A 25,302-nucleotide genomic window follows, 5' to 3' on the forward strand; every position below is an offset into this window, starting at 1 on the left:
TCAATGTAGGTCGCCGTAGCGGGTTCCGAGCAGTCCGCGGCACCAGCCCGCGTTGCCCTCGATGCTGACCTGCGTGGTGCGCGCGAAGCGCAGCCGCAGCGGCAGCGACTCGGCATCCACCGGGCGGCCCTCGTCGTCGACGAGCAGCGGGGCGTCGTCGGCCGAGGGCAGCCCGAGCTGCCTGCGCCGTCTGCGCAGGCGGGTGGTGTCCTCGGCCAGCTCGCCCAGGCGCAACCGGACCAGCTCGGCGTGGGTGCGCCCGGCCTTGAGCAGGCGGGCCGCGATCTGCTGCTGGTAGGCGGCGTGCGCCTTGCGCAGGAACGTCGCCCGCAGGTCGTCGAGCTCGCCCGCGGCCAGGCCGGGGAACGTGGCGTCGAAGCCGTCGCCTGCGGCGACCCCGGCGTTGATCTCCTCGGACGCGAAGTGGTCGAGCAGCCGCACCCGCACCGGACCTCCGGACACGGCTGCCAGCGCCTCCCGCGCGTCGGCGACCATGAGGTAGGCGAAGTTCGGCGCGCAGAAGTACGTCGGCAACCGCAGCTCCACCCGCACCTCGCCGTCGACGACCTCGCACGCGGCGACGAATCCGAGGTCGGTGATCGGCTGGTCCAGCTCCGGGTCCAGCACCTCGCCCAGCGCCCGCCACGCGGCGGCCTCCAAGCGCGCCGCCGCACCCTTGGCCGGGGCGGCACGCCCGCCGGCGGTGCCACTGCCCGGGCCGCTTCGGTGCCCGCCCGTACCGTCTCCGTCCACGGCCGCGGTCGCCGCGCCCGCGCTGCTCGGCTTGCTCACGACGTCATCGCCTCCCGGTTGGTCTCGGAGGCGACCGGCGTCCGCGAGGCCGGGACGTCCGGCGCGGGCAGCCCCATGCCCTCGGGCACGTCGATGTCGTAGAGCCGGGCGGCGTTGAGGCCGAGGATCTTGCGCTTCACGTCCGGCGTGAGCACGCCGTACTCGTCCTGCATGTCCTCGGGGATCTGGAAGTCGACGAACTTCTCGACCAGCCACTTGGGCGTCCAGATCGCGTAGTCGCTGGCGAAGGTGATCCGGTTCTCGTCCAGCCAGTACAGCAGCTCGCCGATGATCTGGGCGAAGTAGCGCGGCCGGGAGTGGATGAACGGCATCGCCACCGCCAGCCCGCCGTAGACGTTGGGCTCCTGGGTGGCGATCCAGCAGAAGTCCTCCAGCCGCGGCAGCCCGACGTGTTCGACGACGAAGCGCAGGTCCGGGAACGCGGTCGCCACGTCGTCGACGTCGGCGACGTCGAAGGCGTCGCGGTTGAGCGGGTAGATCGTCGGTCCCTTGTGGATGTGGATGTTGCGGATGCCGAGCTCCTGGCACTTCTCCAGGTACCGGTAGGACCAGTCGTCGGTGAGCTTCCAGCCCTTGGACCGGCCCTTCCACTCCGCGGTGTAGAGCTTGACCCCCTTGAGCTGCCAGCGTTCGGCGAGGCGTTCGAGCGCGGCCAGCCCCGCCTCGCCGTCGCGCGGGTCCCAGCTGCCGTTGACGATGAACTTGTCCGGGTGCCGCTCGGCGAGGGCCCCGTCCTGCTCGGTGGTGTTGAAGCCGTTGACGAAGAAGTCGGTCAGGTACGTCGGCTGGAAGATGGCCTTGTCGACGTAGCCGACCTCGAACAGGTCGTGCAGGAGGTCCTGCTCGCTCTGCTTCTGGAAGTGCTCCAGCGACCACACCTCGCTCTGCGGGCTGAGGTTGCGGTGGTAGTCGTAGAAGCAGTTCAGGAACCCCTCGCCGTACCGGTTGGCCTGGTTCGCGGGCGTGCCGTCCCAGAAGTGGATGTGGCTGTCGACGATGAAGTAGTTCTCGCCGTCCTTGCTGTACATGGGTTTCCCGCCTTTCCGGGTCAGGGCACGAGGATGGCCCGGCCGCCGGGGATGCGCCCCGCGTCGAGGTCGTCGAGCGCGGCCGGCGCGTCGTCGAGCGCGTAGGTCCGGGTGCGCAGCGCGACCTTGCCCTGCGCGGTGAGCGTCATCAGCTCGTCGAGGTCGTTGTAGGAGCCGACGAGGTTGCCGATCACGTTGATCTCGCGGGAGATGATGTCGATGGTGGGCACCTCGACGCGGCCGCCGTAGCCGATGACGAAGTAGGACCCGGCGTCCCTGGTCATCGCCACCCCTTCGGCCTCGGTGCCGCCTTCCCCGACGAAGTCGAGCACCACGTGCGCGCCCCGGCCGCCGGTCAGGTCGCGCACCGCCTCGACGTGGTCGCCGGTGGCCTCGACGGTGTGGTGGGCGCCGAGCTCGGAGGCGAGGTCGAGCGCCTGGGCGGAACGGTCGACGACGGTGATCTCGGCGGGCGTCAGCGCGATGAGCGACTGCAGGCCGATGTGCCCGAGCCCGCCGGCGCCGATGAGCACCACGTGCGTGCCGGGGTGCAGCAGCGGGACCGCCTTGCGGACGGCGTGGTAGGCGGTCAGCCCCGCGTCGGCCAGGGCCGCGACGTCCACGGGCTCGAGGCCGGCGTCGAGGCGGACGACCGACCGGGCGTTGGTCAGCAGCAGCTCGGCCATCCCGCCGTCGGTGTTGATGCCCGGGAACCGCGAGTTCTCGCAGTGCACGTCGTCGCCGGAGCGGCAGGCCCGGCACAGCCCGCAGGTCACCAGCGGGTGCAGGATGACCTTGTCGCCGGGCTTGATGTTGCCGACCGCCGGGCCGACCTCGCGGACCGTGCCCGCGTTCTCGTGACCGATGATGTACGGCAGCTCGACGCCGCTCTTGTCGGCCCACTGGCCTTCGATGATGTGCAGGTCGGTGCGGCAGACCCCCGCTGCCCCGACTTCCACCAGGACGTCCATCGGGCCCTTCGGCACCGGGTCCGGCACCGACTCGATCTCGGGCTGCTCGCCGTAGGCGTGCACTCGTACTGCCTTCACCTCGGACTCCTTCGGCCGGGCGGCTGGGACTGCCCACAGACTGACCACCGCGCCCCGGAAGCCAAAGAGACGTTGTCACATGCTGATAAGAGGGCGGCCGGAACACCGCTTTCTCACCCGATAGGGCGAGGGCTTGAGGGCAGTGCCCTCGCGGGTTCCACTGGCCGACCGCGGAGGTGGCGGATGCGGAAAAGCATCTTCGAGTTCGGTCGCCGGGACTATTCCTTGGCAGAATCGGCTGCGTGAAATACGTGCTGCTCATCTGCGATGACGAGACCGTTTCGCCGAGCAACGAGGAGCTGGCGGCGGACCCGGTGCACCAGGCCTGGGCGGCGGACCTGGAACGACGCGGCGCCGAGCTCGTGGGCGCGCGGTTGCGTCCGGTGGTGGACGCGACCACGATCCGGGTCCGCGACGGAGAGACCCTGGTCTCGGACGGGCCCTTCGCCGAGACCAAGGACTTCGTCGGCGGCTTCGTGATCGTCGAGTGCGCGGACCTCGACGAGGCGATCGAGATCGCCGCGGGCCATCCCTACGCGCGCTGGGGCGGCGTCGAGATCCGCCCCGTCTGGGAATGACCGCACCGGACCATCGGGCACGGGAGGCGGTGGCAGCCGCTTTCCGCGACGAGTGGGGCCAGGTGGTTGCGACTCTGATCGGCTGGACGGGCGACTGGGACCTGGCCGAGGAATGCGCGCAGGACGCGTTCACCGCCGCGCTGGTGTCCTGGCAGCGCGACGGCGTCCCGCGCAGTCCCGGCGCGTGGCTCACCACGGCGGCCCGCAACCGCGCGACCGACCGGCTGCGCCGCGACACCACCGGTGCGGCCAAGCTGCGTGAGCTCGCCGTGCTGGCCCGCGACCCGGACGGGCCGGTGGTGGAGGAGATCCCGGACGAGCGGCTGCGGTTGATCTTCACCTGCTGCCATCCGGCGGTGCCGTTCCCGGCGCGGGTCGCGCTCACCCTCCGCACGCTGGCGGGCCTGAGCACCGCCGAGATCGCCCGGGCGTTCCTGACCACCGAGCCCACGATGGCGCAGCGTCTGGTCCGCGCGAAGCGCAAGATCAAGGAGGCAGGTATCCCGTACCGGGTACCGCCCGTCGAGGACCTCCCGCAACGGCTCGCCGCCGTGCTCGCGGTGCTGTACCTGATCTTCAACGAGGGCTACGACGAGGAGTGCGGCGAGCGGGACGCACGCCGGGCCCTGACGGCCGAGGCGATCCGCCTGGCCCGGCTCCTGGTCCGGCTGATGCCGCACGAACCCGAGCCGCGCGGACTGCTCGCGCTGATGTTGCTGCACGAGGCCCGGCGCGCGACGCGCATCGAAGACGGCGTGCTGGTCGCGCTGGAGAACCAGGATCGGTCCCGGTGGGATCGGGCGCTGATCGACGAGGGCGTGGCGGTGCTCGACGAGGCGCTGGCGATGCGGCGCGTCGGGCCGTACCAGGTGCAGGCCGCGATCGCCGCCTGCCACGCCACCGCGTCCGACGCGGCCGGGACGGACTGGCCGCAGATCGCGATCCTGTACGCCGAGCTGGCCCGGCTGGCGCCGTCGCCGGTCGTGGACCTCAACCGCGCAGTGGCGGTCGCCATGACCGACGGCATCGCGGCCGGCCTGGCCATGGTCGACGGACTCACCGAGTCCGGCCTGCTCCGCGGGTACCACCTGCTACCCGCGACGCGGGCGGACCTGCTCCGCCGGGACAGCCGTGCGGCCGAGGCCAGGGCGGCGTACGAGGACGCGCTGGAACTGGCGCCGACCGAGGCGGAGCGCCGCTACCTGAGGGGCCGGCTCGAAGAACTCTGAGATTTTCCTCCGGCCGATGTCGATCCGGGCCGGCCGCCGTCGTCGGTAGGGCGAAGACCAGCCCACCGGGGACAAGGGAGACCTCGTGCACACCGACATGGCAACACCGGCGCCCTCGGTCGTCGACCGAGCCGCCTACCAGGCCGAACTGGACGCGCTGCGGATCCGGGAGAAGGCGCACACCCGCGAAGGCGACGCGATCGCGGCGGCCCGGCGGCGGCTGCCGATGGTGGAGGTCGACGCCACCGCAGAACTGATCGGCCCGGACGGTCCGGTCACGTTGCTGGACGCGCTCGAGGGCCGCCGCCAGCTCATCGCCTACTTCCACATGCGGCACACCGGCCAACCGGCCGCGGACCAGTGCGAGGGCTGCACCTTCTACAACGGGCAGGTGCGGGAGCTGTCCTGCCTCCACTCCCGCGACGTCACCTACGCGACGTTCTGCCAGGGCCCGTACGAGGAGAGCGTCCGCTACCGCGACTCCATGGGCTGGGACGTGCCCTGGTACTCCGCGGCGGAGTCGATCGACGTGCTGATGGCGGGCCGCGGCCCGTTCATGCTGGCGTGCTACCTGCGGCTGGGCGACCGGGTGTTCGAGACGTACTGGACCACCGGCCGCGGCGTAGAGGTGATGGGCCAGACGTACGGCCTGCTGGACCGAACCGCGTACGGCAGGCAGGAGACCTGGGAGGACTCGCCCGCCGGGTGGCCGCAGCCGTGGCTCGTCAACGGCGAGTTGCTCCGCACCGGCGGACGCCCCACCGCCCAGTGGTCCCGGCTGGATGCCGGGCGCTCTGACGGCGCCGACTCGGGCGACCAGCCATGACGACCACCCGGCACGACGACACGCTCGCGGCGACGACCGGGCCCACGCTCAACGCGACGACCGGACTCAGGCTCATGGCAACGACCGGACTCGCGCTCACCGCGACGACCGGACTCGCCGCCGCACCACATCAACCACGCGATCGCCGCGAACCGCTGCGACGCCACCGAAGAGGAGAACGACGATGACCACCCACAAGATCGGAACACGTGACGAGTGGCTCGCGGCCCGCCTGCGGCTGCTCGAAGCCGAGAAGGAACTCACGCGCCGCGGCGACGAGGTGGCGCGCCAGCGGCGGGAACTTCCGTGGATCCGCGTCGGGAAGGACTACCGGTTCGACACCGACGAGGGCGCCGCGTCCCTCACCGACCTCTTCCGCGGACGCTCCCAGCTGCTCGTCTACCACTTCATGTTCGGCCCCGACTACGAGGCGGGATGCCCGTCCTGCTCGGCGATCGCGGACGGCTTCAACGGCATCGTCACCCACCTGGCCAACCACGACGTCGCGCTCACCGCGGTTTCGCGGGCCCCGCTCGCGAAGCTCCAGGCGTACAAGCGGCGGATGGGCTGGAGCTTCCCCTGGGCGTCCTCGTTCCGCAGCGACTTCAACACCGACTTCAACGTCTGGTTCACCGAGGAACAACAGCGCGGGGGCGGTATCGAGTACAACTACCAGCGCGAGCCGGTTTTCGAGTGGCGCGCGGGTCAAGAAGGCGGTGGCGCGGACGCGGAGGACCAGTTCGCGGCCATGTGCGGCACCGACACGGCCACCTACCACCGCGACCGGCCGGGCATGAGCGCGTTCGCGCTGGAGGACGGCGTCGTCTACCACACCTACTCCACCTATGCGCGCGGATTGGACGCCCTGTGGGGCATGTACCAGTGGCTCGACCGGGCCCCGCTCGGTCGCAACGAAACCGGCGTCTGGTGGCGCCGCCACGACGAGTACGACAGCCAGTGACGCGCGACGGCGGCGGGCCAAGCCGGATCCGACCGGAGACGTAGCCGGCACCGCGGCCAGGGACGGTTTCGAACGTTGCCGAGGCCATTCGTGAGCCGTGCGTGGCCCGCACGCTTCGAGAGCGTGCGGGCCACGAGTCCGCGTCAGTCGTGCGGGTAGGCGCCCATGGCGTCGACCACGGCTGTCTTGACCGAGGTGACGGCGAGCACGGTTCCCGGTTCGTAGTCCGGGTTCTGCTCGGTGGCGACCGCGCGGTAGCCGATGTACTCACCGGTGGCCGGGTCGATGATCATCTCGTAGCGCTGGTCGTCGTTGGCGATGCCGATCGCGACGCCCTGCCTGCCGTCGAGGTCGACCCCCTGCTCGGTGATCTCGACGCCCGGAACCATGGCCAGCGCGCGGTAGAGCGCCGCCCGCAGGTCTGCCGGCACTTGCCCGGTCTGCAGCGTGGTCCCGACGTTGTGAACCATCTGGTAGTTGTCCATGACGGGTTCGTCGTAGGGGCTGCCGGCGGTGCTGCGCAGCGTCGCGTAGAGCGCTTCCGGCTCACGGGGCAGTGTGGCCATCCACTCCTGGGTCGGCTTCCCCCAGCCCGGTTCACCCGCGCAGGGCGGCGCACCTCCGTCAGCCGACTGGTTGGCGTAGAAGTCCCCGCAGGGAGATTTCCGCTCACCCTCGGGCCACCAGCTCGCGTAGACGTCCACCCCCGCGGCTTCGGCCTCTTCCCTGGTGCCCTTGACCCACTTCTCCTGGCCGGTGGTGGTCCGGCGCTCCAGCCACTCCTGCTTCTCGTCGGCGGGAATCCACCGCTCCCGGCGGTTCTCGGCCAGCACTCCGAAGGTGTCCCAGCCGGGGTGGAGGGTCACCATCTCCCAACCGTGGTGGGAGACGTAGCGGTACTGGCCTGGGCCCGGAGGCTGGTCCTGGGAGTGGATCGCGTCGGTCTTCTGGGCGGCTTCGCTCAGCGTTCCCGCCACCGCTTGGGAGATCCGCGGTGCGTCGCCGTTGAACGACACTGTCTGAAGCGCCGTGACACCGACGGCCAGCGCGGCAGCGGCAGCGGCGACGGTCACCCAGGAACGCCACGTGCGCTTCGGCCGTGCGATCGGAAGGACATCGTCGGCATCCGAATCCGGAACGCTCTGTGCTTCCTCCGGGTTTCCGGCGGCCCGCATCAGCATGCTGCGGGTCCGGTCGAGGGTGCGGGGATCGGTGTCCACGTCGCTGTGCAGGGCGCCCAGGGCCTCGTCGAGGTCGCGCTCCGACCACATCGTGCGGGTGTTGCTTCGGTCGTTGTCACGCATGGCGGTTCGCCTCTTCGTCGATGTCCTCGGTGGTCTGTCGGGATGCCGCGCCGGGCGCGTTCTTGCGCAACTGCCTGCGCACCCGGTGTATCCGGGACCGCACCGTGCCGACCGGGATTCCCAGCACATCGGCGACTTCGGTGGAGTCCAGCCCGCCCCAGGCGGTCAGCAGCAGGGTGTCCCGGTCGGCGGGACTCAGCTCGGCCAGCGCGGCGGCGAGATCGTTCACGCTGGAGTGCGCGTCCACGGCTTCGGCGACTCTGGACTCGTGGCCGGCCGTGCTCACCTCGCTGGCGCGCACCATGCGCGCGGTGGCCCGCAGCCCACGCAGCTCCGTGCGCAGGTGCTTGCGCAGCAGGTTGGTGGCGATGCCGTAGAGCCAGGACCGCACATTGGCGCGTTCCGGGTCGTAGGACGCTCGATGGCGCAGTGCCGCCAGGAAGGTCTCGGCGACCAGGTCGTCGGCCACCGACTCGTCGGTTCTTCGGGCGAGATATCGGTGCAGCGGCGCGGCGTACTCGTCGAACAGCCGGCCGAAAGTGGCCGTCGGATCGCCGGTCGTCAATGACGGGCGGTCCTCGTCCAGTGCCATCGCTGCACCCGCTTCGGGTTCCGAGAGGCTAGTTGTCGTCGACACACCCGGTTCTTTCCCGCGAGCGGCCCGCGCGTTCACGGACCGACCGGGAGGTGCCGGTGTCGGTACCCCCGATGATCTCGACCCCCAGCTCGCCCAGACGCACAGGGAGCATGCTGCGACCGGCCTGCTGCTTCATGGACCAGCACTGGCTGCTGTGTCGTGACCGCGGCCGGATTCCCGACAAGGGGTAGCCACAAGGTGCTGGGGCGAGCCGACCGCACGCCCCAGAACCGCACTTCCGGAGACGGCTAGGCCAGGTTAAAGCTCAAGGCGACCAGGGCTGGGGAACTGGGCAAGCCCGTGCACTCCGGCCGACGGTCAGGCATCGCAAGGCGCGATGATGCGTTGCCCGGCAGTTCTCCCGCGCCGCTGATGCCCAGGACCCCGATCGCGACCACCCGGGCACGGTGCATGCGGCCGGAGGCCAGGCACCTCAGGGCGCGATGGCGCTTTGCCCCGCAGTTCTCCCGCTATATCCGCCTAGCCCCGAATCTCGTCCTCACCTACCCGAACCTCGTCATCCCCTGCCCGAACCTCGCCCTCCCCCGGAACTTCCCCTCGCCGGTCCCCGGCCCTTGAACGCAGCCGCGACCCGACCGGCCGCAAGGCCTCAGCGGCCGGTCACGCGGACGCCCTTGCGCCAGACGGTGTGGGTGAGGGGGACGCCGGGGCGGTAGGCGAGCCAGGCGGTGCTCGGGGCTTCGAGGACCTGGACGTCGGCTCGCGCGCCCGGGCGCAGGACGCCTACGGCGTCCTCGCCGGCTTCGCGGCGCAGGGCGCGGGCGCCGCCCCAGGTCGCTGCGCGGATCGCCTCGTCGACGGTCATCCGCATCTGCAGGACCGCCGTGGTCACGCAGAAGCCCATCGACGAGGTGTAGGACGAGCCGGGGTTGCAGTTGGACGCCAGCGCGACGGTCGCACCCGCGTCCAGCAGCGCCCGCGCGTCGGGGAGCGGCTGGCGGGTGGACAGGTCGCAGGCGGGCAGCAGCGTGGCCACGGTGGCGGAACCGGCGAGGGCGTCCACGTCGGACTGGGTGAGGTAGGTGCAGTGGTCGACGCTCGCGGCGCCCAGCTCGACCGCGAGCGCCACTCCCGGTCCGGTGCCGAGCTGGTTGCCGTGCACGCGCAGCCCGAGGCCGCGCTCGGCCGCCGCGGTCAGCACGCGCCGGGACTGGTCGGCGTCGAAGGCGCCCTTCTCGCAGAAGACGTCGCACCAGCCGACGTGCGGCGCCACCGCGTCGAGCATCTCGCCGCAGACGAGGTCCACGTACTCGTCGGCGTCGGCCCCCGGCGGGACGAGGTGTGCGCCGAGGAAGGTCACCTCGTCGGCCTCGGCGGCGGCGACCACGGCGGCGCGCCGTTCGTCGGCGACCGTCAGCCCGTAGCCGGTCTTGGTCTCGACGAAGGTGGTGCCCTGGGCCGCGGCCTCGGCGATGTGGCGCCGGAGGTTCGCGGCCAGCTCGGCGTCGGTGGCGGCGCGGGTGGCCTCGACCGTCACCGCGATGCCGCCGGCCTCGTACGGCTTGCCGTCCATGCGCGCGGCGAACTCGGCGGTGCGGTCACCGGCGAAGACCAGGTGGGTGTGGCTGTCCACCCAGCCGGGCAGCGCCGCCCGTCCCTCCGCGTCGAACCGCTCGTCGGCGGCCGGGGCGGCGGTCGACGGTCCGATCCAAGCGATGCGCCCGTCCTCGACGACGAGTGCCGCGTCGGTGAGTTTGCCCAGCTCGTCGTCGTTGGTCGTGAGCTCGCCGATGCCGGTGATAACAGTGCTTGTCATCGCTGAGTCATCCTCGCTGGTGGTGGCAGTGGCTGGAAGGTCGGCAGCGGTCCCTCGAACGCCGCGCGCCCCAGGTGCGCGGTGTCGTCAGGACCTACAACAGCGCGGCGACCGAATCCCGCATGCGTTCGGCGAGATCCGGAACCAGCCGGTGGGTGCCGTCGCGGACGACCAGCCTGCCGTCCACAACGACGTCGCGCACGTCGTCCGCACTGGCCGCCGACACGACGGCCTCCGGTGGCACCCCCGCGAGCCGGGCGCTGTCGAGCCCGACAGCGACGAGGTCGGCGCGGGCCCCGGCACCGATCCATCCGGCGTCGCTCCAGCCGAGGGCGCGATGACCGGAGGCGGTCGCCATCGTCACCAGGTCCGCGGGCGTGAAGTTGCCTCGCGTCTCCTGGCTCAGCCGCATGTAGGACTCCACCGCCTGCACCTCGGCGAACTGGTCGATCACCGAGTGGCCGTCGCTGCCGACCGACAGCGGACTGCCCGCGACGGCCAGTGCGCTCGCCGGACCGATGCCGTCGGCGAGGTCGGCTTCCGTCGTCGGGCACAGGCAGACGCCGGTGCCGCTACCGCCCAGCAGCGGGAGATCCCCCGGAGCCAGGTGGGTCGCGTGCACGGCGGTGGTGGACTCCCCCAGCGCGCCGTGCGACGCCAGCAGTTGCGTGGGCGTGCAGCCGTGCGCGGCCAGGCACGCCTCGTTCTCCGCGCGCTGTTCGGACAGGTGCGCGTGCAGCGGGGCGTCGGCGCCACCGGCCCACTCCACGACTCCGGGGATCGCTTCGGCCGGGACCGCGCGGACCGAGTGCAGCGCGGCACCCACGCGCACGTGGTCGCCCGCCGGCTTGAACTCGTCGACCCGGTCGGCCCACGCCGACACGTCACCGTCGGTGTAGCGGAGCTGGACCCCTTCGACGGGCTTGCCGAACCCGCCCGCGAGGTAGCAGGTGTCCAGCAGCGTCAACCGGATTCCGGCGTCGGCGGCGGCCTGCGCGAGCGCCGCCCCCATCGCGTTCGGGTCGGAGTAGCGCTGCCCGCCGGGCGCGTGGTGCAGGTAGTGGAACTCCCCGACGCAGGTCATGCCGGACAGCGCCATCTCGGCGAAGACCGCCGTCGCCAGCCGGTGGTAGCTCTCCGGGTCGAGCCGGGCCGCGACCTTGTACATCTGGTCGCGCCACGTCCAGAAGGTGCCCTTGCCTGCGCTGGTGCGCCCGCGCAGCGCCCGGTGGAAGGCGTGCGAGTGCGCGTTGGCCATACCGGGCAGCACCAGCCCGCCCAGCCTTCGCGCACCGCCAGGATCGTCCACTTCGGACACCGAGGTGATGCGCCCGTCCTCGGTCTCGACGAGCACCCCCGGCACCGGACCGCCGGGCAGCCACGCCCACTCGCACCAGTACGCGGTCGACACACCCATCACGTCACCTCGCCAGATGTTCAAGGACGCGGGCCAGTGCCTGCGCACCGGCCTCGCAGTCGGCGAACTCCGCGTGTTCCTCCGGGGCGTGGCTGACCCCGGTGGGATTGCGGACGAACAGCATCGCGGTCGGCACCTCGGCCGCCAGGATTCCCGCGTCGTGGCCGGCCCCGGTCGGCAGCAGCGGCGCGTCCTCCAGCAGTCCGCTCAGCTCGTCGCGCAGCGCGGGCTGGAAGTGCACCGTGTCGCCGTAGGACTCCTCGGTCACCACCACCTCGCAGCCCTCCTCGGCGGCGAACTCCCGCGCCCGCTCGGTGAGTTCGTCGACCACGGACCGCGTGGCGGCGTCCGTGGGCGACCGGGCGTCCAGCCAGAGGTCCACTGTGGATGGGATGACGTTGGTGCCGCCCGGGTTCGGGACGAGCCTGCCGACAGTGGCCCGCGCTCCCTCCACCCCGGCCGCCGCGCGACGGGCGGCGAGCACGAGCCGCGACGCGGGCAGCATCGGGTCGCGGCGGTCGGTGATGAGCGTGGCCCCGGCGTGGTTGCCCTGCCCGGAGAAGCGGAACCGCCACCGGCCGTGCGCCAGGATCGACGAGGCGACCGCGACCGGCCGCTCCAGGTCGACCAGCCCCCTGCCCTGCTCCACGTGCAGCTCGACGAACTGCCCGATCCTGCGCAGCGCCTCTTCGTCGCGGCCGACGCGGTCGGCTCGCATGCCCGCCGACCGCATCGCATCGGCGAAGCTGACGCCGTCGGGATCGCGCAGGCCGCGGGCCTTGTCCGGGTCGATCGTGCCCGCCAGGAGCCGGGAGCCCAGGCAGGGCACGCCGAACCGGCCGCCCTCCTCCTCGGCGAACACGACCACCGCCAGCGGGCGGCGCGGAACGAATCCGCTTGCGCGCAACGAGTCCACCGCCGCGAGGGAACTCACCACGCCGAGCGGCCCGTCGAACGCGCCGCCGCCGGGGACCGAGTCGAGATGGCTGCCGGTGACCACCGCGTCGTCCCCCGGCTCACCCCACCAAGCCCAGAGGTTCGCGTTGCGGTCGGTCGTCACCCGCAGGTCCCTCGCCTCGGCCTGCTCCGCGAACCACTCGCGCAGCTCCATCTCGGCCGGGTCGAAGGCGTGGCGCGAGAAACCGCCGCGCCTGCGGTCGGTCCCCACGCCGTCGATCGCCGACAGCAACTCGCTCGTGGTCATCTGCGCTCCTCGGTCCGCGAAAAACGTGTCGTAATAAAGAGGCGCGACCCCCCGCCGGTGATTCACCCTCGATCGGGTGATCGTGGCTCCGGGCAGGGGCCATGGCGCTCCGGCCGGTCCCGACCAGCCCGACCGAACCCGCCCAACCGAACCGGTCCGGCCCCAACCCTGGCACCGAAAACGGGCTGCCAGCCCGGGCCCCGGCACCGAACCGGGGCCCGGGGAGGTCAGGCCAGGCCGGGCACCCGGACGCCGCGCTCGGTGGCCACCTCGCGGGCGCGGTCGTAGCCGGCGTCGACGTGCCGGATGACGCCCATGCCCGGGTCGTTGGTCAGCACCCGCTCCAGCTTCTGCGCCGCCAGCGCGGTGCCGTCGGCGACGGTGACCTGACCGGCGTGCAGCGACCGCCCCATGCCGACTCCACCGCCGTGGTGCAGCGACACCCACGTGGCGCCGGAAGCGGTGTTGACCAGCGCGTTCAGCAGCGGCCAGTCGGCGATCGCGTCCGATCCGTCGGCCATGCCCTCGGTCTCGCGGTAGGGGGACGCCACCGAACCGCAGTCCAGGTGGTCGCGGCCGAGCACCAGCGGTGCCTTCAGCTCACCGGAGGCGACCATCTCGTTGAACCGCAGCCCGGCCAGGTGGCGCTCGCCGTATCCGAGCCAGCAGATGCGGGCCGGCAGACCCTGGAACGAGACCTTCTCCCCCGCGAGCCGGATCCAGCGCGCGAGGTGGTCGTCGTCGCCGAACAGGTCCAGGATCGCCCGGTCGGTCGCGGCGATGTCGGCCGGATCGCCGGACAGCGCCGCCCACCGGAACGGGCCCTTGCCCTCGCAGAACAGCGGCCGGATGTAGGCGGGGACGAAGCCGGGGTAGTCGAAGGCGCGGCCGTACCCGGCGAGCTGGGCCTCGCCGCGCAGCGAGTTGCCGTAGTCGAAGACCTCCGCCCCGGCGTCCATGAACCCGACCATGGCCTCGACGTGCTTGGCCATCGAGTCCCTGGCGCGGTCGGTGAACTCCTCGGGCTTCTTGCTCGCGTAGTCCTCCCAGTCCTCCAGCTCCACGCCCAGCGGCAGGTAGGACAGCGGGTCGTGCGCGGAGGTCTGGTCTGTGACGATGTCGGCCCGCACCCCGCGGCGCAGCAGTTCGGGCAGCACCTCGGCGGCGTTGCCGATGACCGCGACGGAATAGGCGCGTCGCTGCGCCTTGGCGGCCTCGGCCTTCTCGATCGCCTGGTCCAGGCCGTCGGCGACCTCGTCGAGGTAGCCGTGCTTGACCCGCCGGTGCGCGCGCTCGGGGTCGCACTCGACGACCAGCGCCACGCCCTCGTTCATGGTCACCGCCAGCGGCTGGGCACCACCCATCCCGCCCAGACCAGCGGTGATCGTCAGCGTGCCTGCGAGGGTGCCGCCGAAGCGGCGCTCGGCGACCGCGGCGAAGGTCTCGTAGGTGCCCTGCAGGATGCCCTGGGTGCCGATGTAGATCCACGAACCCGCGGTCATCTGCCCGTACATCATCAGGCCGAGCGCGTCGAGGCGGCGGAACTCCGGCCAGTTCGCCCAGTCGCCGACCAGGTTGGAGTTGGCCAGCAGCACCCGCGGCGCCCACTCGTGGGTGCGCAGGACGCCGACGGGCTTGCCCGACTGCACCAGCAGCGTCTCGTCGTCGGAGAGCGTGGTCAGCTCGCGGACGATGGCGTCGAAGCTGGCCCAGTTGCGGGCGGCCTTGCCGGTTCCGCCGTAGACGACGAGGTCGTCGGGCCGCTCGGCCACCTCGGGGTCGAGGTTGTTCTGCAGCATCCGCAGCGGAGCCTCGGTGCTCCAGCTGCGCGCGGTCAGCGTGGTCCCGCGCGCAGCGCGCACGGGTCGGGCAGAGCTCATGACTACCTCCAGGGTTGTGCGGGCATCGCCCGTGCGGCGGGTACCGGGCTCACTCGTGGGCACCGGCTGTGTACTTGGCGACCGCCTCGCGCACCGCGCCGGAGCGGACCAGCTCGGCGGTGGCGGCGATCTCGGGAGCGATGTGGCGGTCGGGGCCGGGCCCGCCGACGCGGGTGCGCAGCAGGTCGCGGACGGCCGCGGTCGCCGGGGCCGGCTCCAGCGGCGCGCGCAGGTCCAGCGCCCGCGCCGCGGTCAGCAGCTCGACGGCCAGGACCGTGGTGAGACCGTCGACGGCGCGGCGCAGCTTGCGGGCCGCGTGCCAGCCCATCGACACGTGGTCCTCCTGCATCGCGCTGGTCGGGATCGAGTCGACCGACGCCGGGACGGCCAGCCGCTTGAGCTCGCTGACGACACCGGCCTGGGTGTAGTGGGCGATCATGTGACCGGAGTCGACGCCGGGGTCGTCGGCCAGGAACGCGGGCAGACCGTGCGAGCGCGCCACGTCGAGCATCCGGTCGGTGCGGCGCTCGGCCATGCTCGCGACGTCGGTGAGCGGGATCGCCAGGAAGTCCAGCGCGTGCGCGAGGGGCGCGCCGTGGAAGTTGCCGTTGGACTCCACTCGCCCGTCGTCGAGCACGACCGGGTTGTCGATGGCAGCGGCGAGCTCGCGGTCCGCGACGGTCTCGGAGTAGGCGACCGCGTCCCGCGCCGCTCCGTGCACCTGCGGTGCGCAGCGCAGCGAGTACGCGTCCTGGACCCGGTTGCAGTCGGGACCGCGGTGGCTGGCCACGATCGGCGAGTCCGCCAGCACCGCGGCCATCCGCGCGGCGGAGACGGCCTGTCCGGGGTGCGGGCGCAGCCGGTGCAGGTCGGCGGCGAAGACCCGGTCGGTGCCGAGCAGGGCCTCGACGCTCATCGCCGCCGTCACGTCGGCGACGTCGAGCAGGGCGGCGAGGTCGTGCTGGGCGAGCACGAGCATGCCGAGCATGCCGTCGGTGCCGTTGGTCAGCGCCAGCCCTTCCTTCTCGGCGAGCACGACCGGTTCGATCCCGGCCTCGGCCAGCGCCTCGGCAGCCGGCCTGCGCACGCCCTGGGCGTCGGTGACCTCGCCCTCGCCGGTCAGCGCCAGCGCCACCGACGCCAGCGGCGCGAGGTCCCCGGAGCAGCCGAGCGAGCCGAACTCGTGCACCACCGGCACGATGCCCGCGTTGAGCATCGCGAGCAGGGCGTGCGCGGTCTCCAGGCGGACGCCGGTGCGGCCGGTGGCCACCGTGCGCAGGCGCAGCAGCATGAGCGCCCGCACCACCTCGGCCTCCACCTCCGGGCCGGCGCCCGCGGCGTGCGAGCGCACGAAGGACTGCTGCAGCGCGGCGCGGCGGTCGCCCGGGATGTGGCGGACCGCGAGGGCGCCGAAACCGGTCGAGACCCCGTAGGTCGGGTGCGGGTCCGCCGCGAGCGCCTCGATGTGCTTGCGGGTCGTCGCGATGCCGTGTTCGGCGTGCTGGGTGAGTTCGACCCGGGCGCGGCCGCGGGCGACCTCGACCACCTGCTCGCGCGTCAGCGAGTCCGGGCCGATCCTGTGCGCGTTGTCGTGCATGAGTCCATACAACCTGGTTAACGGCGTCGCGGGCGGCTCGATAGAGTGACTCTGTCTGAGATCCCAGACGAAGGGAGCGGGCGTGGGCGGCAGCAGCGACGTGCCCGCGCTGCGGCGCGGGCTGGCCATCCTCGGCGTGCTGGCGGGACGGCCGGGACCGGTGTCGGCCGGGGTCATCGCCCGCGAGCTGGAGCTGCCGAGGTCGACGACGTACCACCTGCTGTCCGAGCTGGTCGCGGCCGGTTTCGTGACGCACCTGCCGGAGGAGCGGCGCTACGGGCTCGGCGTGGCGACCTTCGAGCTGGGCTCGGCGTACCTGCGCCACGACCCGCTGGAACGCCTCGCCGGGCCGCTGCTGCGCAAGCTCGTCGACCAGGTCGGGCGGACCGCGCACCTGGGAGTCCTGCACGGCGGCGAGTCGCTGTATCTGATCAAGGAGCGCCCGTCGCAGCCGCAGACGCTGGTCACCGACGTGGGTGTGCGGCTGCCCGCGCAGCTCACCGCGTCCGGCCGCGCGATGCTGGCGCACCTGCCCGCGGCGCAGGTCCGGGCGCTGTTCCCGTCCGCCGCGGGTTTCGTGCTGCGCACCGACCGCGGGCCGCGCAACCTGCCGGAGCTGCGGCGGGTGCTGGCGGCCGAGCGGCGGCTCGGGTGGACGGTGGAGGACGGCTACGTCACGGCGGGGTTCGCGTCGGTGGCGTGCCCGGTCTTCGACTACGGCGGCCGGCCGACGGCGTCGATCAGCGTGACCTTCCGGCACTTCTGCGACGGCGAAGGCGAGTGCGGGCAGACCTGGCCGGAGGTGGCCGAGCAGGTGGGCCGCACCGCGCGGGAGCTGACGGCCCGCATCGGCGGCCACGGGTAGCGAGTGCGCATGGGCGACGTCCTCACCACCCGTGACGAATGCGCTGGTCGACCTGTCGGCATCGGTGCCGCCGCTGCACTGGGGACTCGCGCGGCACCGCGCGCACCGCGGACTGACAGCGCCTCCTGAAAAGCACCGACGCCCGTGGTCCGGGGACCACGGGCGTCGTCGTCGAAGGCGGCCTCAGATGCCTGCCGAGGCGACGAAGGACTTCGCCACGTCGGCGGGGTTGGCCTTGTCGACCTCCAGCTGCCGGTTGAGATCGGTGAGCTCGTCGGTGGTCAGGGCCGCCGAGACCTTGTTCAGCACCGCGACCTGCTCGGGCTTGAGCGTGGACTTGTGCACCAGCGGCACCACGTTCTGCGCCGGGAACATGTTCTTCGGGTCGTCGAGCTTGACCAGGTTGTTCTGCTGGATCTGCGACGAGGTCGTGAACAGGTTGGCCACCTGCACCTGGTTGCCGGTCAGCGCGTCGACGGTGACGGTGCCCGCCTCGACGCTGCGGATCTCCTTGAACTTGCAGCCGTAGACCTCGCCGATGCGGGCCTCCCACCGGGACTTCCACTCCGCGGGCGCACCGAGCACGAACTCCCCGCAGCGCGGCCCGAGGTCGGTCATCGACCGCACGCCGGTCGCGGCCGTCGCGGCGGTCACCGCGAGCACGTCGGAGTCCTCGGCAGGCGACTGGTCCAGCAGTTCCAGCTCCGGGGGCAGCTTGCCCTTGAGCTGGTTGTAGACCTCCTGCGCCTCGGTGCCGGCGGCCTGCTTGTCCAGGTACGCCAGCAGGTTCCCGGTGTATTCGGGCACGAGCGTCAGCTCACCGCCCTTGACCGCGTTGACGTAGAACTCGCGGGCGCCGATGCGGGGCCGGGTCTGCACGTCGGTGCCGGTGGAGCGCAACGCCTCGGCGTAGATCTCCATCAGCAGCTCGCTCTCGGCGAAGTCGGCGGAGCCGACGACGACCGTCCCGCCCTGTGCCTTGTTCGCCTCCAGCGGGTCCTGCGACGCGCAGCCGGTCAGCGCCAGTGCCGCGACCGCGGCGAAGGCGAGCAACCGCTTCATGGTCCGTTACCTCCTATTTCGGGTGGCCGGCACCAGTCCGCGCGGGATCAGGCGCCTGGACACTCCGGCCAGCACGAGATCGAGCAGCACGGCCAGCAGGGCGACCATGATCGCCGCCCCGGCCATCTGCGCGTAGTCGCTGATCTTGAGCCCGTCCAGCAGGATGCGGCCCAGACCGCCGAGCCCGACGTAGGCCGCGACGGCCGCGGTGGCCACCACCTGCAGCATCGCGCTGCGCACCCCGCCGAACAGCAGCGGCAGCGCGTTGGGCAGCTCCACCTGCCACAGCCGCTGCCACGAGGTCATGCCCATGCCCCTGGCCGCGTCGACGGCGTCGGGCGGGGCGTTGGTGATGCCGGCGTAGGTGCCGGACACGATCGCCGGGACGGCCAGGATCACCAGCCCGGCCAGCGCAGGCGCCTCACCCAGCCCGAAGCTCAGCACCAGCAGAGTGACCACGCCCAGCGTCGGCAGGGCGCGCATGGCGTTGCTCGCGCCTACGACGAACACCGCGCCGCGCCCGGTGTGGCCGATGTAGACGCCCAGCGGCACGCCGACCAGCGCGGCGACGGCGACCGAGACGACGCAGTAGTAGAGGTGCAGCAACGTCTGCACGAGGATGCCGCCCTGCCCGGTCCAGTTGGCCGGGTCGGTCAGCCACGCGACGAGTTCGCCGATCATGCCCGCTCCGCTCGCGTCCAGGGCGTCAGCACCCGCCACAGCAGCACCAGCAGCAGGTCGACCACCAGCGCCAGCAGCAGGGTCAGCACGATCCCCACGACGATCTCCACCAGGTAGTCGCGCTGGAACCCGTCGGTGAACAGCCTGCCCAGCCCGCCGATGCCGACGAGCGCGCCGACGCTGACCAGGCTGATGTTGCTGACCGAAGCCACCCGCACTGCGGCCGCGAGCACCGGCACCGACAGCGGCAGCTCGACCGACAGGAACAGCCGCCGCGGCCGGTAGCCGAGCGCGGTCGCCGCGGCGGTGATGTGCACGGGCACCGACTCCAGCGCGTCGGCGACCGGGCCGAGCAGCAGGGCGGCGGTGTAGATGCTCAGCGCGATCACGACGTTGAGCGGCGAGAGCAGCGGGGTGCCCACGATGCCCGGGATCAGCACGAACAGCGCCAGCGACGGCACGGTGTAGAGGACGTTCGCGGTGCCCTGCAGAGGACCGCGCAGCCACCGCACCCGCTGTGCGAGCCGCCCCAGCGGCAGCGCCAGCAGCACGCCGAGCACCAGCGGCACCAGCGAGAGGTAGATGTGCTCCCCGAGCTGGCCGACCACCAGTTCCCTGTTGCTGGGACTGGTGAAGAAGCGGATCAGCTCGTCGATCATGCCGTGGCGTCCCGCCTGCGCTCGATGAGGTCGAGCACGTGCCGGGCGGTGACCACCCCGACGTAGCCGCCGTCGGCGTCGACGACCACGCCGAGCCCGGAGGGTGCCGACAGGGCGGCGTCGAGCGCGCCGCGCAGGGGCGCGTGCTCGGTGTAGAGGGAGCCGCCCGCGACGAGCTGGTCCTCGGCGAGCGGGCCGGAGACGGTGGTGCCGGGTTCCAGCCAGCCGCGCGGCCTGCCGTCGGCGTCGAGGGCGAGCTGCCACTCCACGCTCGGGCGCGCGGTCTCGCCCACCCGGACGGTGTCGACCTGACCGGTCCGGATGCCGTCCGAGTCCACGAAGGACAGCCGCCGGTAGCCCCGGTCGCGGCCGACGAAGGAGGTCACGAAGTCGTCGGCGGGTTCGGCGAGCAGGTCGTCGGGCTCGGCGTACTGGGCGAGGTGACCGCCCTGGCGCAGCACGGCCACCTTCTCGCCCAGCTTGATGGCCTCGTCGATGTCGTGGGTGACGAACAGGACCGTCTTGTCCAGCTCGGCCTGCAGGCGCAGCAACTCGTCCTGGAGCCCCTCGCGCACCACCGGGTCGACCGCGCTGAACGGCTCGTCCATCAGCAGCACCGGCGGGTCGGCCGCCAGCGCCCGGGCCACCCCGACCCGCTGCTGCTGACCGCCGGAAAGCTGCGCCGGGTAGCGTTTGCCGAGCTCCGAGGGCAGGCCCACCAGCTCCAGCAGCTCGCCGGCGCGGCTGCGGGCCTCGCGGCGGCGCTGGCCGAAAAGCAGCGGCACGGTGGCGACGTTGTCGAGCACGGTCCGGTGCGGGAACAGCCCGGCCTGCTGGATGACGTAGCCGATACCGCGGCGCAGCCGGGCGGGGTCGGACTCGCGGACGTCGGTGCCGTTGACGAGCACGGTGCCCGACGACGGGTCGATCATCCGGTTGACCATCCGCATCAGCGTGGTCTTGCCGCACCCCGACGGCCCGACGAAGACCGTGATGGTGCCGGTCTCCACGACCAGGCTGAGTTCGTGGACGGCGACGGTGCCGTTGTCGTACTGCTTGCGCACGGACTGGAACTCGATCAACCGAGCCCCCCTCAGAGCTTGTCCCGACGGATTCCGCGGGTCCGATAGCGCGTCCGGGGCCCCTCGTGCCCGTCCCCGTCCGCGACACCGAGCGTCACGTCCTGGCCGACCCTAACTCGATCAGACCAACCGTGCGATCGACCGAGACTCACGTGTGATCTACGAAGCATCGCCTGCCTGCGCGTTCCCGGCAGCCGGAACACGGCGCGGGGCGGCACCGCGCGGCGGCGTGGGCCCCGGCGAAGCCGTAAGCTGAGCCTCCGATGAACGCTGCCCAACACGATTCGCCGCCCATCGACTCGGTGCAGGCGCTGCTGGCCGAGACCGGCATGCACGCGCGCTCGCTGCGCGAGGTCCTCGCCCTGCTCGCCGCCGCGCCCCGGTCGCTCGACGACCTCATCCGGCTGACCGCCGTCCCCCGCCGCAGCGTCGAGGAGATCCTCTCCGCCGCCGGCGGCGACGTCGAGTCCGGCGACGGCACCTACCGGCTGAGGCCCGAGGCGGCGCCGCGCTACCGCGCGCGCTTCGCGCTCGACGCGCTGGAGCAGCCGCCGGCGACGCCGCCGGGCGCGCTGGAGCAGGTCCGCGAGTTCATCGAGTCGGGTCCCGCTCCGCTCGCCGCGCTCGACCACGTGACCGCGACCGCCGAGTCGGTGCTGCGCCGCGCCGAGTGGATGCGCGACCACTACGACCTGGACGGCGCCCGGGTGCTGTTCGTCGGCGACCACGACCTGACCTCGCTCGCGGTGGGCCTGGTGTGCCCGTCGGCGTCGGTGACCGTCGTCGACCTCGACGAGCGGGTACTCGCCCACATCGACCGCGTCGCGGCCGAGCACGGCCTCGCCATCCGCACCCTGCACACCGACCTGCGGTTCGGGCTCCCGCCGCAGCTGGAAGCGGACCTGGTGTTCACCGACCCGCCGTACACGCCGGAAGGCATCGGCCTGTTCGCCACGCGCGCCGCGGAGTGCGTCGCCGGACCGCAGAGCCGGGTCCTGATCGCCTACGGCTTCAGCCCGCGCAGCCCCGCCCTCGGGCACAAGGTGCAGCAGGAGCTGCTGCGGCTGGGCATGGTCTTCGAGGCGATCCTGCCCGACTTCCACCGCTACCACGGCGCGCAGGCCATCGGCAGCGCCAGCGACCTCTACGTGTGCCAGCCGACCGCGCACACCCGCAAGCTCGCGCTGCGGCAGGCGGTCGGCATCTACACGCACGGCCCGCAGTCGGTGGAGGCCCGCGAGACCTCGGCGCCGGAGGAGTTCCTGCACGCCATCGGCGACCGGATCGGCGCCATGGTCAGCACGCTGCGCTATCCGGGGTGGTCCCGGCCGGTGCAGCTCAAGCTCAGCGCGCCGGTGTTCGACCTGCGCGCCGACCCGGGGCCGTGGCTGCTGCGGATGCTGCTGGCCTGCAACACCGAACGCCTCGGGCTGGTGGTCGACAACAACCACCCCGACATCACCAGCGAGACCGCGCAGCGCGAGCTCTCCGAGCTCGTCGGGCCGAAGTACAAGCTGCGCTTCCACCGCAGCACGCCCGACCCCAAGCACGCGATCGTCATCGCCGACGAGGTGGAGGAGTCCAGCTCGCGCGGCTACCTGCTGCGGCGCGCGCACGGCAAGGTCGGAAACACCTGGCGCGAGGCGCTGATCAGCGTCTCCGACAGCCTCACCAAACGGGAGGCCAAGGAGCTCGTCGCCGAGCGGGCACCGGTGGCCGGCGACCTCGACCTGCGCCTGATCGACCTGCCACGCCACCGGTTGCGGACCCTGCTGCGCGTCGTCGACTGACGCGCAGCGGCACCCGCCGGGGTTCTTCGCGAGGAGTTTTGACGTTTCAGCTGCTGCGCGGCACGTGCAGCGGTCCCATCGACAGGATGGTGCGGAACTCCCGCGCCGGTATCGGCCGCGAGAACAGCCAGCCCTGGTAGGCGTCGACACCGACCCCGCACAGCACGTGGAACTGCGTCGCGGTCTCCACGCCCTCGGCGACGCACTGCCTGCCCATCGCCCGCGCCATGTCGACGACCGCCCGCGCGACCGCGAAGTCCGACGCGTCGCCGCCGACGCCGGAGACGAAGCGGCGGTCGACCTTGATGATCTGCGCGGGCAGGTCCTTGAGGCGGGCCAGCGAGGAGTAGCCGGTGCCGAAGTCGTCGACGGCGAAGCGCACGCCCCGCTGGACCAGCTCGCCCATCGCGTGCCTGGTCCGCGACGGCAGGTCCACCAGCGCGGTCTCCACCAGCTCCAGGATCACCCGGTGCCAGTCGATGCCGACGTCGGCGACCACGTCGGCCACGGTGTCGACGAAGTCCGGTCCGCCCGGCACCAGTCCCGCCAGGTTCACCGCGACGCCGACCTGCCTGCCGTTGGAGCTCGGCCAGCTCGCCGCCTCCTTCAGCGCGGTGCGCAGGACCCAGCGGTCCAGCTCGCGCAGCAGGTCGCCCTGCTCGGCGACCGGCAGGAACGCGTCGGGGCTGAGCAGCCCCCGGTCCGGGTGCGGCCAGCGCACCAGCGCCTCGGCGGTGACGATCGAGCCGTCCGAGCTCACCACCGGCTGGTAGTACAGGGTCAGCCCGTCGTTGTTCAGCGCGTCGCGCAGCTGTCCCTCCAGGTGCAGCTGGCGGTCCGCCGATGCCATCAGCGCCGGGCTGGCCAGCGACACCTTGCCCGCGCCGCGCCGCTTGGCCTCGAACATCGCCGCGTCGGCGAACCGCAGCAGGTCCTCGCCGCCCGCGCCGCTGCCGTTGGGCACGGCGGCACCGATGGAGGCCGACACCCGGATGAGCTGGCCGTGCACCGGCACCGCGGTGCGCAGCAGGCCGGCCACGCGGGTGGCGAGCTGGTCGACCCCGCCGACGGTGCCGATGTCGCGGCAGATGATCACGAACTCGTCGCCGGACAGCCGCGCCGCGGTGCAGCCGTCGGGCAGCCCGCCCTCCAGCCGCCTGGCCAGCGCGACCAGCAGCTCGTCACCGGCGTCGTGGCCCAGCGAATCGTTTACCCGCTTGAAGTTGTCGATGTCGCAGAACAGCACTGCCACGCCCTCGGCGGAGTCCGCGCGCCCGAGCAGGTGGCCCAGCAGGTCCTTGACCGCAGCGCGGTTCGGCAGCCCGGTCAGGTCGTCGTGGGTGGCCTGGTAGCGCAGCGCCTCAGCGGCGCGGCGGCGCTCGGTGATGTCCTGGAACACCACCAGCCAGAACCGGGTCCCGTCGTCCTGCACCGACAGCGCGACGTGCAGCTCGCAGTACACCGGCTCCCCGTCGGAGCGGATCAGCAGCCGCTGCGGGACCTTGCGGCGGCCGCTGCCGCGACCGCCCTGGTGCGAGGCGGTCTGCAGCCGCATCCCGTCCTCGTCGGGGTGGGTCATGTCCTGCGCGGTCATGCCGCGCAGCTGGTCGAGCCGGTAGCCGAGCAGGTCGCACAGCGCGTCGTTGGCGTCGACCAGCCGCTCGGCCTGGTCGAACAGCCCGATGCCCACCGGGGTGACCGCGACCAGATCGGTGAAGCGCTGGCTGGACCGCTCCATGCGGGTCACCGCGGTGCGCTGCTCGGTGACGTCCTGCGCCGTGCCGACCAGCAGCGTCCTGCCGTCGGCGTCGCGGACCGCGGTGCCGTGCATGCGCAGGATGCGCACCGCGCCGTCGCCGCGCAGGTAGCGGTGCTCGACCTCGATCGGGTCGTGCTCCTCGACCAGCGGGCGCCACGCGTTGCGCACCCACACCCGGTCGTCGGGGTGGACCGCGGCGACGTAGGACTCGAAGGAGATCACCGTCTCCGAGCTCTTGCCGATGATCTCGTGCAGCATCTCGGAGAGGCGGATGTTGTCGGTGGCCGGATCCCACTCCCAGGTGCCCAGCCGGGCGACGCGCTGCGCGTCGTGCAGCTTGCGGCGCTCGTCGCGGAGCCTGCGCTCCAGGTAGCGGTGCTCGGTGACGTCCTGGACGGTGCCCTGCAGCCGCTCCAGCCTGCCGTCGCCGCCGTACTCGGCGCGGGCGGTGCACAGGTAGACGCGGCTGCCGCCGCGGTCGCGCAGCTCGACCTCGATCAGGCTGCCCTCGGGGATCCGGCGGATCTGCCGTTCGAAGTCCTCGGCCTTCTGCCGGTCCTCCGGGTGCACGGCGTCGACCAGGTCGGCGGGGTTGCCGGTGTCGGCGGCTCCGGAGGCGGCGAACAGCTCCTCCAGCACGGGGCTGCGGTAGAACTCACCGGTGCCGGGGTAGTAGATCCAGCTGCCGACCTTGGCCATCCGCTGCGCGTCGATCAGCCGGGTGCGCTCGTCGTTGGCCGGGGCACCGGACTGCGGGGTGGGATCGGCCGCCACCAGGTCCGAGACGTCGACCAGCACGGTCACGCGCAGCCGTTCGTCCTCCTCGTGCGGCCAGCTCACCGGACGGACCGACACCTCGCCGTCGCGGCCCTTGAGCTTGGCGACGGGGCCGTCGCCGACGACCAGGTCGGTGAGCCTGCGGCCGATCAGCGCGGCCGAGGTGGTCTCCCCCGCCAGCCGCACGGCCTGACCGGTCGCCCGCACCACGACGCCCCCGGCATCGGTGAGCAGCGCGGGGGCGGCGGGCATCACCAGCGCCTCGGCCTCCCATTCGAGTCCACCGTCGACGTCGAGCACACCGGAGGCACGTCGGATCCTTTCGCT

The 25,302-nt window shown here is 72.2% G+C and carries 21 protein-coding genes; 6 read left to right on the forward strand and 15 right to left on the reverse strand.

Annotation, left to right across the window (positions count from 1 at the left end):
- From SACE_RS30725 to SACE_RS30735, 3 genes are all read right to left on the reverse strand, one after another.
- A complete protein-coding gene (locus SACE_RS30725; RefSeq protein WP_011875031.1) occupies window positions 1-660 on the reverse strand; it encodes an iron-sulfur cluster assembly protein in 660 nt (219 codons plus the stop codon).
- 128 nt (window positions 661-788) lie between these two features.
- Window positions 789-1,841: an amidohydrolase family protein gene (locus SACE_RS30730; RefSeq protein WP_009945967.1), complete on the reverse strand. Its 1,053-nt coding sequence runs from the start codon at window positions 1,839-1,841 to the stop codon at window positions 789-791.
- A gap of 20 nt (window positions 1,842-1,861) precedes the next feature.
- Entirely contained in the window at window positions 1,862-2,890 is a 1,029-nt protein-coding gene (locus SACE_RS30735) for an NAD(P)-dependent alcohol dehydrogenase (protein ID WP_011875032.1), read from the reverse strand.
- Window positions 2,891-3,132: 242 nt separating this feature from the next.
- Here SACE_RS30735 and SACE_RS30740 point away from each other — a divergent pair, with 242 nt between their 5' ends.
- The 4 genes from SACE_RS30740 (at window position 3,133) to SACE_RS30755 (ending at window position 6,484) form a co-directional block, all read left to right on the forward strand.
- Window positions 3,133-3,468: a YciI family protein gene (locus SACE_RS30740; protein WP_009945964.1), complete on the forward strand. Its 336-nt coding sequence runs from the start codon at window positions 3,133-3,135 to the stop codon at window positions 3,466-3,468.
- Entirely contained in the window at window positions 3,465-4,697 is a 1,233-nt protein-coding gene (locus SACE_RS30745; protein WP_009945963.1) for an RNA polymerase sigma factor, read from the forward strand. The genes SACE_RS30740 and SACE_RS30745 overlap by 4 nt, the downstream gene beginning before the upstream one ends.
- Window positions 4,698-4,782: 85 nt before the next feature.
- Window positions 4,783-5,523, forward strand: a complete 741-nt coding sequence (locus SACE_RS30750) for a DUF899 family protein (protein ID WP_009945962.1) — start codon at window positions 4,783-4,785, stop codon at window positions 5,521-5,523.
- A 184-nt stretch (window positions 5,524-5,707) separates the two neighbouring features.
- Window positions 5,708-6,484, forward strand: a complete 777-nt coding sequence (locus tag SACE_RS30755; protein WP_009945960.1) for a DUF899 domain-containing protein — start codon at window positions 5,708-5,710, stop codon at window positions 6,482-6,484.
- A gap of 143 nt (window positions 6,485-6,627) precedes the next feature.
- Here SACE_RS30755 and SACE_RS30760 read toward each other — a convergent pair whose 3' ends face one another.
- The 7 genes from SACE_RS30760 to hutH form a co-directional block, all read right to left on the reverse strand.
- Window positions 6,628-7,788, reverse strand: coding sequence for a CU044_5270 family protein (locus tag SACE_RS30760; RefSeq protein WP_009945959.1), 1,161 nt, complete (start codon window positions 7,786-7,788; stop codon window positions 6,628-6,630).
- Window positions 7,781-8,380, reverse strand: coding sequence for an RNA polymerase sigma factor (locus SACE_RS30765; RefSeq protein WP_011875034.1), 600 nt, complete (start codon window positions 8,378-8,380; stop codon window positions 7,781-7,783). The genes SACE_RS30760 and SACE_RS30765 overlap by 8 nt, the downstream gene beginning before the upstream one ends.
- 655 nt (window positions 8,381-9,035) lie before the next feature.
- Entirely contained in the window at window positions 9,036-10,202 is a 1,167-nt protein-coding gene (gene hutI / locus SACE_RS30770; protein WP_009945956.1) for an imidazolonepropionase, read from the reverse strand.
- 94 nt (window positions 10,203-10,296) lie between these two features.
- Complete coding sequence (locus SACE_RS30775) at window positions 10,297-11,619, reverse strand: formimidoylglutamate deiminase (RefSeq protein WP_009945955.1); 1,323 nt, start codon at window positions 11,617-11,619, stop codon at window positions 10,297-10,299.
- Between the two features lie 4 nt (window positions 11,620-11,623).
- Window positions 11,624-12,823 (reverse strand): allantoate amidohydrolase, encoded by a 1,200-nt coding sequence (locus tag SACE_RS30780; protein ID WP_009945954.1) that lies wholly within the window; start codon window positions 12,821-12,823, stop codon window positions 11,624-11,626.
- 227 nt (window positions 12,824-13,050) lie between these two features.
- A complete protein-coding gene (hutU, locus tag SACE_RS30785; RefSeq protein WP_009945953.1) occupies window positions 13,051-14,703 on the reverse strand; it encodes a urocanate hydratase in 1,653 nt (550 codons plus the stop codon).
- A 49-nt stretch (window positions 14,704-14,752) separates the two neighbouring features.
- Window positions 14,753-16,300 carry a histidine ammonia-lyase gene (hutH, locus tag SACE_RS30790; RefSeq protein ID WP_011875035.1) on the reverse strand — a complete coding sequence of 516 codons (1,548 nt, stop codon included), beginning with the start codon at window positions 16,298-16,300 and terminating at the stop codon, window positions 14,753-14,755.
- Window positions 16,301-16,382: 82 nt separating this feature from the next.
- On the opposite strand from hutH, the gene SACE_RS30795 reads away from it, so the two are divergent.
- The gene (locus SACE_RS30795; protein ID WP_009949708.1) at window positions 16,383-17,165 is read left to right on the forward strand and encodes an IclR family transcriptional regulator; all 783 of its coding nucleotides are present in this window, start codon (window positions 16,383-16,385) and stop codon (window positions 17,163-17,165) included.
- A gap of 183 nt (window positions 17,166-17,348) precedes the next feature.
- Here SACE_RS30795 and SACE_RS30800 read toward each other — a convergent pair whose 3' ends face one another.
- Genes SACE_RS30800 through SACE_RS30815 form a run of 4 tightly spaced genes read right to left on the reverse strand, consistent with a single transcriptional unit; the run spans window position 17,349 to window position 20,649 of the window.
- Window positions 17,349-18,227: an ABC transporter substrate-binding protein gene (locus SACE_RS30800; protein ID WP_009949706.1), complete on the reverse strand. Its 879-nt coding sequence runs from the start codon at window positions 18,225-18,227 to the stop codon at window positions 17,349-17,351.
- A 6-nt stretch (window positions 18,228-18,233) separates the two neighbouring features.
- Window positions 18,234-18,908: an ABC transporter permease gene (locus tag SACE_RS30805; protein WP_011875036.1), complete on the reverse strand. Its 675-nt coding sequence runs from the start codon at window positions 18,906-18,908 to the stop codon at window positions 18,234-18,236.
- Complete coding sequence (locus tag SACE_RS30810; protein ID WP_009949702.1) at window positions 18,905-19,567, reverse strand: ABC transporter permease; 663 nt, start codon at window positions 19,565-19,567, stop codon at window positions 18,905-18,907. Before SACE_RS30810 ends, SACE_RS30805 begins: the two co-directional genes overlap by 4 nt.
- A complete protein-coding gene (locus SACE_RS30815) occupies window positions 19,564-20,649 on the reverse strand; it encodes an ABC transporter ATP-binding protein (RefSeq protein WP_009949701.1) in 1,086 nt (361 codons plus the stop codon). The genes SACE_RS30810 and SACE_RS30815 overlap by 4 nt, the downstream gene beginning before the upstream one ends.
- A 263-nt stretch (window positions 20,650-20,912) precedes the next feature.
- Between SACE_RS30815 and SACE_RS30820 the strand changes: the two genes are divergently transcribed.
- Window positions 20,913-22,439 (forward strand): bis-aminopropyl spermidine synthase family protein, encoded by a 1,527-nt coding sequence (locus SACE_RS30820; RefSeq protein WP_009949700.1) that lies wholly within the window; start codon window positions 20,913-20,915, stop codon window positions 22,437-22,439.
- 46 nt (window positions 22,440-22,485) lie between these two features.
- Here the strand turns inward: SACE_RS30820 and SACE_RS30825 are convergent, their stop codons facing one another.
- Window positions 22,486-25,275, reverse strand: a complete 2,790-nt coding sequence (locus SACE_RS30825; RefSeq protein WP_009949699.1) for a sensor domain-containing protein — start codon at window positions 25,273-25,275, stop codon at window positions 22,486-22,488.
- Window positions 25,276-25,302 lie beyond the last annotated feature (27 nt).

It is taken from the genome of Saccharopolyspora erythraea NRRL 2338 (genome assembly GCF_000062885.1).
In the GTDB taxonomy this organism is placed as follows: Bacteria; Actinomycetota; Actinomycetes; order Mycobacteriales; family Pseudonocardiaceae; genus Saccharopolyspora_D; species Saccharopolyspora_D erythraea.

Bases quoted from the DNA above. Each gene is read 5' to 3' on its own strand.
- SACE_RS30810 (WP_009949702.1), bottom strand. From the start codon at position 19,567: ATGATCGACGAGCTGATCCGCTTCTTCACCAGTCCCAGCAACAGGGAA.
- SACE_RS30805 (WP_011875036.1), bottom strand. From the start codon at position 18,908: ATGATCGGCGAACTCGTCGCGTGGCTGACCGACCCGGCCAACTGGACC.
- SACE_RS30780 (WP_009945954.1), bottom strand. From the start codon at position 12,823: ATGACCACGAGCGAGTTGCTGTCGGCGATCGACGGCGTGGGGACCGAC.
- SACE_RS30755 (WP_009945960.1), top strand. From the start codon at position 5,708: ATGACCACCCACAAGATCGGAACACGTGACGAGTGGCTCGCGGCCCGC.
- SACE_RS30730 (WP_009945967.1), bottom strand. From the start codon at position 1,841: ATGTACAGCAAGGACGGCGAGAACTACTTCATCGTCGACAGCCACATC.
- hutU (WP_009945953.1), bottom strand. From the start codon at position 14,703: ATGAGCTCTGCCCGACCCGTGCGCGCTGCGCGCGGGACCACGCTGACC.
- hutI (WP_009945956.1), bottom strand. From the start codon at position 10,202: ATGACAAGCACTGTTATCACCGGCATCGGCGAGCTCACGACCAACGAC.
- SACE_RS30760 (WP_009945959.1), bottom strand. From the start codon at position 7,788: ATGCGTGACAACGACCGAAGCAACACCCGCACGATGTGGTCGGAGCGC.
- SACE_RS30820 (WP_009949700.1), top strand. From the start codon at position 20,913: ATGAACGCTGCCCAACACGATTCGCCGCCCATCGACTCGGTGCAGGCG.
- SACE_RS30775 (WP_009945955.1), bottom strand. From the start codon at position 11,619: ATGGGTGTGTCGACCGCGTACTGGTGCGAGTGGGCGTGGCTGCCCGGC.
- SACE_RS30765 (WP_011875034.1), bottom strand. From the start codon at position 8,380: ATGGCACTGGACGAGGACCGCCCGTCATTGACGACCGGCGATCCGACG.
- SACE_RS30745 (WP_009945963.1), top strand. From the start codon at position 3,465: ATGACCGCACCGGACCATCGGGCACGGGAGGCGGTGGCAGCCGCTTTC.
- SACE_RS30800 (WP_009949706.1), bottom strand. From the start codon at position 18,227: ATGAAGCGGTTGCTCGCCTTCGCCGCGGTCGCGGCACTGGCGCTGACC.
- hutH (WP_011875035.1), bottom strand. From the start codon at position 16,300: ATGCACGACAACGCGCACAGGATCGGCCCGGACTCGCTGACGCGCGAG.